Raw genomic sequence first — 6218 nt, 5'->3', positions numbered from 1 at the left:
TATAGACGAAACAAGAGAATTAGTGGCTCTGGCGATCGCACCACCCGCTGCTAAAATCCGATCGCATTCCTAAGATTAGAGATAATCATCCAGATCCACCTCAAGCGTGCAGTCAGAAGTCGGTTTTGCAACGCAAGTCAGCACGTACCCTTGGGCAACTTGTTTTTCGCTTAAAAACATCTGTTCAGACTGATCCACCGTCCCAGAAATGATTTTTCCTTGACAGGTAGCGCAAGCACCCACAACGCACTCGAAAGGAATTTTTATCCCATGTTCAGCCGCTTCTCCCAGAATCGACTCACTATCTGGAACGTCAATCGTTTGTTGGAAACCTCTGCCAGCGTTGATTAAAGTAACCTTGTATGTTGCCATAAACAGCTTTCCTTCTCTTCAATTATGATTTCCCATGAAAAAGAATGCTGTTGTAGCAATCAATACGTTCCGGAAAAAACTTACAGCGTATTGCCAGCGAAGTGTTGGAAAGCCTTAAGGCTGAGTTTGTCAAGCGCGCAGCAAAAATGGCAGCGCGCTTGACAAACAAAGGTGTACCTGATGCGCCTGCTTTCCTGCTATAAATCTGAGGGCAATAGATTCTCACCTCCCCTCCTCTGCGTCCAGTGCGTCTACCCTACGGGAAGCCGCTGGCGCGTCTATGGCGGTTCAATTTAACAACGTCTCAAACGAGTCAACAAAACCACCATCTCATCCACCCCTTGACGTAGCGGTGCAACCGACTGCTCCGATTGATTCACAATAATACTGAAAACGACTGTCTGATAATTTGGCACATCCACATATCCAGATAAAGCCGTATTACCGCTTAACGTGCCTGTTTTCGCTTGTACAATCCCTTGGGCATGTGTATTTTTAAACCGATTTCTCAGGGTGCCGCTAACGCCTGCAACGGGTAAAGATGCGCGAAAAATATTGAATTCTGGTAATCGTGACATGGCTTTTAAAGTCTGCACCAATGCTTCTGGAGAAACTAAATTGTGACGCGAAAGACCAGAGCCATCTGCCAGCACGTAACCCGATGCATCTACCCCCAATTGGGTTAAAGTATCTTTAACTACACTTAAACCCTGTTCCGCAGAATTGGGGGAATTACTATTACGAGAAACCCCTAGCGATCGCAACAACACCTCTGCATACAAATTATTACTCGGCTGATTCGTATCCGCAATTAATTTAGATAAGTTTGGCGACTCTACAAAAGCTAATTCTGCTTCATTTCCATTCCCAGCTTTAGACGTAACTGAAGCTTGTGCAACCGTAATCCCTTCTGCTGCTAAAGCAATCCGTAAATGCTGCAAAAAATACTTCCCCGGATCTCGAATTGCCAAAAATTGCGTCACGGGTTTAGAATCAACCGCTAATTGCCCTCGAATTTGCAAAACTGGCTGACCCAAAATGCCGTTAACTTCAGCCGAACTTTGCATCCCACTGGCGACGGTAACCGATTGGTTTTCCAACACCCACTGCAGCGCGGCTAAAGGTTCACCCCAAACCGCTTTTAAAGGTTGTCCTACTTCTTGCGGCGAAAGCGTTAGCGCGATCGCATTTTGATTTAAAATTAAACTATTGACAGAAACTCCATAATATGCATACAAATCTCCCCATTCCCATTCCGGGTTAAGCAGTTGTCCTTGAAAGTAACCGTCTTCCACAATTAACTGCTTGACCTGGCGAATTCCGCGACGCTTGAGGTGTTGTGCTAAATCTCTTAACTGTGCATCCGTCAAGCTGGGATCTCCCCGCCCGACGACGCGCAAGACTTCTTCGCTGCCATAAATAGAAGTGCGAATGCGATAGTTCGCACCCAATTGGCGTAAAGCAACGGCAGTTGTCAATAGTTTGACGTTAGACGCGGGGATAAAATAACGGTTGGCTTCGCGGGTGTATAAAGTTTGACCATTAGATAAAGTTTGGATGGACATGCCCCAGCGGGCGCGGGAGAATTGGGGACGAGAGGCGATCGCATCTATCGCCCCTGGCAATTCCCCAGGACATATCGACTTCGGCAATAACTCTTGTGGGGTAGGCGTCTCGCCTGCCTTAGTCTCTATTTTCTGGAGAGGTGTAATAGACTTAGACTGACGCGGCGACGCGGCGACGCGGTGACGCGGGGAAAGTATTTGAGAATTTGCACTCGCCACCTGTCCGCTGATCCACTGCGTTGCGATTAAAAGGATGAGAAAGTTCAAAGATTTCCCAGTTTTACTCAAGCGTTTAAACGTCATCAAAAGCAAGATTCAGGCCATTTTTAAGCATAAACTAATATTTTCAGGACTTACGCCAATCACCTTTGTTTCTACGAAAAATAGTTGGTTTGGCAACCAGAGATTGACTCAGAAACTTTGGCGATCAGCTCTTTGTGCGTAAGTCCTGATTTTGACACAGGGGTTGCTTCTCAACTTCCAGGATTACAATACTTGGGAATCCCTTGCTTTCAGTATTCTCTCAGGCTGCATCATGTCTAAGTTTACACCTGCAAACCGCGAGTTTGAGTCAAGGGCGGAATTTGAGCTAATTCTGCTTAAAGAAGAATACTTTTTCATCCAAAACACTATTGAAGATTACAATCGACAAATCTGGGTGATTAAAGCCAAAGGCATTACCGGGACGGGTGCTGCTATTGCCCTGACGCTGCAAGAAAAGCAAGGTCTGATTGCTTTACTCGGTTGTGCTATCCCCGCCTTCTTCTGGGTGCTAGAAGGTCAGTGGAAGCACTTCCAGCGCGGTTTTTACCCCCGCGCCGCCGAACTTGAACGAATTTTGGTCACTGAGTATAATCTACGCGGCCCTGCTATCTTTGGCGACTGGAGTCGCGTGTTTAACTTTTTGTGGGGATTTGGGGGAGCTATAAGTCCCACGCTCTAGCAGTTAGGGTGAGCGTTGGGATACATGGACTCCCCCTTTGCAAATTTTATCAAGGTCTTTCCCAGTAAAATTTGCAACCTATCCGGAACGCTCTTATCAAAAAGTGTATATAATAATAAGAGGAGGTGAAAACAATGCAGCATCAAGCCGTCAAAGTCAGACTGTATCCGACAACTGAACAACAACAGATACTAGCTCAGCACTTTGGCTGTTCTCGCTGGTGGTGGAATTACGCACTCAATCTGTGTATTGAAACCTACAAAGCAACGGGCAAAGGCTTGACTCAAGTTGCATTGAATAAGTTTTTACCAAAGCTCAAAAAAGAGAAGGAAACCGAATGGCTTGGTTCATGCTACTCTCAGGTTTTGCAAGCTACTACGCTCAATCTGGTGACTGCGTATAAAAACTTTTTTGAAGGTAGGGCTAAATACCCTAGATTCAAAGCTAAGAGAAATAGGCAGTCAATTCAATACCCTCAGTCAGTCAAAATAGTTGATAGTTGCCTTAAGTTCCCAGGTCGTGTAGGTATTGTTAAAGCTAAGCTGCATCGACCGATTGAGGGAACCATCAAAACTGTAACTATTAGCATGACTCCATCAGGCAAGTATTATGCCTCCGTGCTGACAGAGCAAGAGGGGGAAAATCCAAATAAGAGTACTGATGGAAAAGTAGCAGGAATTGACTTAGGAATTAAGGATTTTGCTATTGTTAATGATGGCATCAAAACCTCTAAATACGCTAATCATAAGCATTTAGCGAAGCATGAGCGCAACCTCAAACGGAAACAACAAAAATTAGCGAGAAAGGAGTTGGGAAGCAAGTCAAGAGATAAAGCTAGAAAATTAGTAGCTAGGGTTCACGAACGAGTATCAAATGTCCGTCAAGACTACTTGCATAAGCTATCCTTGAAGCTTGTTGACGATAACCAAGTCATCGTAGTCGAAAGTCTAAATACTTTGGGCATGGTTCGCAACCACAAATTAGCCAAAGCAATATCTGATGTGGGCTGGGGAATGTTTGTCAATTTCCTCTCATACAAGCTAGACCGTGAAGGTAAGGTATTAGTAGAGATTGACCGATGGTTCCCTAGCTCGAAACTCTGCTCAAACTGTCATTATCAGGTGAGTGAAATGCCACTAGATGTTAGGTCTTGGACTTGTCCGAGTTGTGGCACTCACCATGATAGGGATGGCAACGCCGCAATCAATATCAGAGCAGAGGGAATCAGAATGCTATCGGTCTTAGGAACTAGGACTGCTGCTGATGGAGGGGATGTGAGACCGAGGCTGGGACGCAAGTCTAAGTTGACGCAATCCCCCACGAAGTCAGAAGCCTACGCTGTATCTCGTTGCAGTCAGCGTAGGTAGTTCACTCCTGTCTATTGTCAAGCTTCGCTGACATTTTCTGCCACGGATCGAACTTGGGGGTGGCAAGTCGGACTCGTTATGAGTATGATTTATATAGACGAATGACACCTAGGAATTGCCAGCTTCTCGATCCAAGCGGACTGAGGGTTACAATTCTAAAGTCACGAGGAAATATAGCCAGCAGCGAAGAAAAGTTTCACCTGAAATATCAACGAGGAAACTATGACCGCTACACTTGAAACGCAACAAACTGGATTAGTTACAGCACTTAATCGCCAACAAGCGAATGCATTAATCGCCTATCTCAATTACAAAAAATACCACTGGCTGACCTTTGGGCCATTATTCCGCGACATTCATTTGTTGTTTGAGGAACAAGGCGGCGAAGTGTTTGCGATGATAGACGAGTTAGCAGAACGCAGCTTAATGATTGATGGTAGCCCAGTTGCCGACCCGGCAGAATATATTCCCACAGCAACGGTGACGCCATCGGCGGGTAAACTATCGGTGCGGGAGATGATTGCAGAAGCGATCGCCACCCACGAGTTAATTATCGCCGAAATGCACAAAGATGCAGATGCAGCAGCTACCGCTGGTGACATCGGTACGGCAGATCTTTATACTCGACTCGTGCAAGTTCACCAAAAACACCGCTGGTTCTTGAAAGAAATCCTCAAGAAAGGCGACGGTTTAACCTCGTAGAATTGACATCTTGCAGGGGAGGCAAGAGCCTCCCCCACTCGTTCCCAGGCTGATCCTGGGAACGAGAATCAAAGGCTGATCCTGGGAACGAGAAATCCTACATTAGCAATGAGCACTCGCACTCGTTCCCAGGCTGAGCCTGGGAACGAGAATCAAAGGCTGATCCTGGGAACGAGAAATCCTACATTAGCAATGAGCAATTAGCAATTAGCATGATTATTGCGCTCGCACATCCAAACAATCGCGCAAACCATCACCCAACAAATTAAACGCGAGGACAATCAGGGTAATAAACAAACCGGGGAAAATAGTAGTCCAAGGGGAAGTGAGAGAATAACCGCCCTTAAAAGCATCTGCGAGCATTGTGCCTAATTCTGGAGTTGGGGGTTGTGCGCCTAAACCCAAAAAGCCCAAACCAGCTGCTTCCAGAGTAGCAGTGCCGATGGAGAGAGTTGCTTGTACCACTAAAGGTGCAAGACTTCCAGGCAAGATGTGGTAAAAAATAATGCGAGTCGAAGACGCACCCAAAGCTTGAACCGCAAGGACAAATTCTTGCTCGCGCAAGGATAGTACCATACTGCGGGTTAAGCGGATATAAATCGGGATTTGGACGACAGCAACAGCAAGCATCGCACTTTGCAGACTGGGGCCGGATACAGTTACGATAGCAATCGCCAGCAATATCGATGGAAAAGCCAATAAAATATCCGTCACCCAGCCGATCGCAATATCAATTTTCCCCCGGAAATACCCCGCCACCAGTCCCAACAACAACCCAACTATCAAACCCAAACCTACAGATACCACGCCGACGGTGAGGGAAGTGCGTAACCCGTACCACACCAAAACTAAAATATCCCGCCCCAAACCATCAGTACCAAACCAATGTTCCCCACTCGGAGGTTGCAACCTGACTTGAAAGTTCCTGTCTGTAGCCGGGTCGTAGGGATATAAAATAGGCGCAAAGAGCGCTAATAATGCGATGATCAGCGTCAAGATAAAGCCTATCTTGCCCGACGTAGATTGCCAAAACCGTTGCAGTGCATTCACCTGTTCGTAAAATAGTAGGGTGCGTTAACGCAGTGTAACGCACCAAGTAGAAAGCAGAATAGTAGGGTGCCTTAACCCAGTCAGGACTTACGCAAGTGAGAAAATAAAAAGAGCAATAAATATTTGTTTGTAGTAGGCACTTCAGTGCCAATCTGGAAGCCCCCAAACAAGTGAGAAAATAAAAAGAGCAATAAATATTTGTTTGTAGTAGGCACTTCA

6 protein-coding genes are annotated in these 6218 nt (G+C 46.0%); 3 read left to right on the top strand and 3 right to left on the bottom strand.

Annotation, left to right across the window (positions count from 1 at the left end):
* Positions 1 to 75: 75 nt before the first annotated feature.
* Both MiSe_RS47155 and dacB read right to left on the bottom strand, forming a co-directional pair.
* Entirely contained in the window at positions 76 to 372 is a 297-nt protein-coding gene (locus MiSe_RS47155) for a 2Fe-2S iron-sulfur cluster-binding protein (RefSeq protein ID WP_226594007.1), read from the bottom strand.
* 293 nt (positions 373 to 665) lie between these two features.
* On the bottom strand, positions 666 to 2240 hold the full coding sequence (gene dacB / locus MiSe_RS47150) for a D-alanyl-D-alanine carboxypeptidase/D-alanyl-D-alanine endopeptidase (protein WP_226594005.1): 1575 nt from the start codon (positions 2238 to 2240) through the stop codon (positions 666 to 668).
* Between the two features lie 232 nt (positions 2241 to 2472).
* Here dacB and MiSe_RS47145 point away from each other — a divergent pair, with 232 nt between their 5' ends.
* The 3 genes from MiSe_RS47145 to MiSe_RS47135 all read left to right on the top strand — a co-directional run bounded on the left by MiSe_RS47145 (position 2473) and on the right by MiSe_RS47135 (position 4949).
* Positions 2473 to 2880: a hypothetical protein gene (locus tag MiSe_RS47145; RefSeq protein WP_226594003.1), complete on the top strand. Its 408-nt coding sequence runs from the start codon at positions 2473 to 2475 to the stop codon at positions 2878 to 2880.
* 134 nt (positions 2881 to 3014) lie between these two features.
* Complete coding sequence (locus MiSe_RS47140; RefSeq protein WP_226594002.1) at positions 3015 to 4247, top strand: RNA-guided endonuclease InsQ/TnpB family protein; 1233 nt, start codon at positions 3015 to 3017, stop codon at positions 4245 to 4247.
* 222 nt (positions 4248 to 4469) lie between these two features.
* The gene (locus MiSe_RS47135) at positions 4470 to 4949 is read left to right on the top strand and encodes a Dps family protein (protein WP_226594000.1); all 480 of its coding nucleotides are present in this window, start codon (positions 4470 to 4472) and stop codon (positions 4947 to 4949) included.
* A 216-nt stretch (positions 4950 to 5165) separates the two neighbouring features.
* On the opposite strand, the gene MiSe_RS47130 is transcribed toward MiSe_RS47135, so the two are convergent.
* Positions 5166 to 5999 carry an ABC transporter permease gene (locus tag MiSe_RS47130; protein ID WP_226593998.1) on the bottom strand — a complete coding sequence of 278 codons (834 nt, stop codon included), beginning with the start codon at positions 5997 to 5999 and terminating at the stop codon, positions 5166 to 5168.
* Positions 6000 to 6218: the final 219 nt, after the last annotated feature.

Source organism: Microseira wollei NIES-4236, from assembly GCF_020521235.1.
In the GTDB taxonomy this organism is placed as follows: domain Bacteria; phylum Cyanobacteriota; class Cyanobacteriia; order Cyanobacteriales; family Aerosakkonemataceae; genus Microseira; species Microseira wollei.
This window is presented reverse-complemented; position numbering and strand designations above follow the sequence as displayed.

Excerpts from the sequence above, each read along its gene's own strand:
- MiSe_RS47145 (WP_226594003.1), top strand. The coding sequence starts at position 2,473 with ATGTCTAAGTTTACACCTGCAAACCGCGAGTTTGAGTCAAGGGCGGAA.
- MiSe_RS47135 (WP_226594000.1), top strand. The coding sequence starts at position 4,470 with ATGACCGCTACACTTGAAACGCAACAAACTGGATTAGTTACAGCACTT.
- MiSe_RS47140 (WP_226594002.1), top strand. The coding sequence starts at position 3,015 with ATGCAGCATCAAGCCGTCAAAGTCAGACTGTATCCGACAACTGAACAA.
- dacB (WP_226594005.1), bottom strand. The coding sequence starts at position 2,240 with ATGACGTTTAAACGCTTGAGTAAAACTGGGAAATCTTTGAACTTTCTC.
- MiSe_RS47155 (WP_226594007.1), bottom strand. The coding sequence starts at position 372 with ATGGCAACATACAAGGTTACTTTAATCAACGCTGGCAGAGGTTTCCAA.